This is a genomic window from Roseovarius lutimaris, from assembly GCF_900115165.1.
Classification (GTDB): domain Bacteria; phylum Pseudomonadota; class Alphaproteobacteria; order Rhodobacterales; family Rhodobacteraceae; genus Roseovarius; species Roseovarius lutimaris.
The window spans coordinates 1-1,522 of sequence record NZ_FOVP01000069.1 but is presented as its reverse complement, the minus strand read 5'-3'; the positions used below and the strand labels follow the sequence as shown (position 1 = coordinate 1,522).

The 1,522-nt window shown below is 59.9% G+C and carries 1 protein-coding gene; it reads left to right on the top strand.

Going from position 1 to position 1,522, the window contains the following annotated elements; all coding sequences use genetic code 11:
- Positions 1-129: 129 nt before the first annotated feature.
- A partial coding sequence (locus tag BMZ91_RS20970; RefSeq protein ID WP_218145712.1) for an IS4 family transposase occupies positions 130-1,522 on the top strand: 1,393 nt, incomplete at its 3' end.

The following is a 1,522-nucleotide window of genomic DNA, read 5'->3' as shown; positions in this document are numbered from 1 at the left end:
CTTGCAGTTACCCACAAGTCGTGTGGCGAATTGATTCACCCACCAGATTTGGTCTTGCCCGAGAAGTAACGATTATGATTCGTCATGTGGCACCGAAATGATTGAGGTGCTGATATGGGGCCGAGTTGGATGGAAACGGAAACTGCTGGATGTGATCTTGGAGATGTCCGGCTAAATCGCCGCCTCGGATCGATGCTCGAGGCGCTTGGGGAGCGACCGGGGAAATCGCTGCCTACGGCTTTCCAGGATTGGTCGAACACCAAGGCGGCCTACCGTTTCTTTTCCAACAGGAATGTCAGCGAAGACAAGATCCTGGAGGGCCATTTCGCCGCCTCTGCCTTGCGTGTTCAAGCGACTGAGGGCCCGATCCTGATCTTGCAGGATACCACGGAATTCTCCTTCAAGCGCGCCGCGCCAGAGAAGATCGGGTTCACAAAGATAGCAACCGGCCCAAAGGGCAAGGATCGGCGCCATCAGAAATACAGGGTTTGCGGGCTGTTGATGCATACCAGTCTGGCGATGACGCCGAACGGGCTTCCGCTTGGCCTGACGGCAGCAAAGTTCTGGTCGCGTGCCCAATTCAAGGGATGTGACGCGCTCAAGCGCAAGATCAATCCGACCCGGGTGCCGATCGATCAGAAGGAGAGTATACGCTGGCTCGAGAATCTTCGTCTGTCTTGCGAGTTGACCGGCACCCCTGAGCGTTGCGTTCATATTGGCGACCGCGAAAGCGATATCTACGAGCTATACTGTCTGGCCCAAGACCTTGGGACCAATTTCCTGGTGCGCAGCTGTGTTGATCGCTTGGCCGAAGGTGGAGATACGACCATCGCCCGGGTGATGGCGCAGGTGCAGTCCAGCGGCACTCATGAGGTCCGGTTCCGCGATGCGCAGGGAAAGGAGCATCGCGCCGTTCTGTCGATCCGACACGCGACAATGACGGTTCGCCCGCCAATCGGAAAGCAGAAGAAGTACCCTCACCAGAGCCTCCAGATCATCCACGCCGAGGAGTTCGACCCGCCGATGGGCCGAGCGCCCGTCATCTGGAAGTTGATCACGAACCTGCCGGTGGCGAGCCATGCAGATGCTGTGCACAAGCTGGAATGGTACGCGCTGCGCTGGAAGATCGAGACCTTCTTCAGGACCCTGAAAACCGGGTGCCGGATCGAAGAGCTACGATTGGCCACGGCTGATCGCCTGGCCAACTGCATCGCGTTGTGCTGCGTCGTAGCGTGGCGCGTTTCATGGCTGTCGATGCTCAGCCGCGAGGCACCGGCTGCGGACCCTGCTGCGGTCTTCACGGATGACGAGCGCCACCTGCTCGAACACGTGACCCCGGACAGAAAGCGCGAGGCACCGCACGACCTGGAGTTCTATGTCAGGGCTGTCGCGCGCCTCGGAGGCTATCTCAACCGCGCTTCCGACCCGCCACCGGGAACCACCGGGAACCACCGTCATATGGCGAGGCTTCTCCCGCCTCGCCGACCTCGTCGAGGGAACCCGCATCGCAACGTCGCCGCCA